This is a genomic window from Virgibacillus sp. M23 (assembly GCF_034190895.1).
In the GTDB taxonomy this organism is placed as follows: Bacteria; Bacillota; Bacilli; order Bacillales; family Amphibacillaceae; genus Virgibacillus; species Virgibacillus salarius.
Genome location: NZ_JAWDHA010000225.1, coordinates 1 through 476, shown reverse-complemented (window position 1 = coordinate 476; position 476 = coordinate 1). Strand labels below are relative to the sequence as shown.

Sequence of the window (476 nt, the reverse complement as noted above, 5' to 3'; positions counted from 1 at the left end):
TTTAAAAAGGTTAGATAGACTCCTTTTTCCTTTGCATTATTTATTAATTCTGTATGGGTCTTGGATGTGTGGACAAGGTTAGCACGAGGGCCAGTGACAAACATTAATCTTTTACACCCAGAGTTTGCAGCTTTATTTACTGCATGCTGTACATCTTGAGGAGCATAATTTTTGTCTTTTGCCTCTATTGCGTACAAAATAGATTTGTTATGATAAACTTCTATGTCACCAATCTCTTTAGAAGAGGCACCAGACTGATTCACTACATTTACTATTGCATGATTTGTACCTTCAAGTGAATCTACTAAAATGTTAGTTAGAGTACCTACTGCTAATGCAAGACATTCGCCCTGATAAGAATTCTTTAACAACTCTTCAACAAAATTTTCAATTTGAAATAGTGAGGGTGTTTTTATTTTTAGTGATGCCATAGTCTCCTCTTTATCCTTAATTTGCTTTAAAGCATAATATATAGC

The 476-nt window shown here is 33.8% G+C and carries 1 protein-coding gene; it reads right to left on the bottom strand.

Annotated elements, in window-relative coordinates; genetic code table 11:
* On the bottom strand, positions 1-431 hold a 431-nt coding region (locus RVS70_RS22215; protein WP_321134878.1), incomplete at its 3' end, for a restriction endonuclease, SacI family.
* Positions 432-476: the final 45 nt, after the last annotated feature.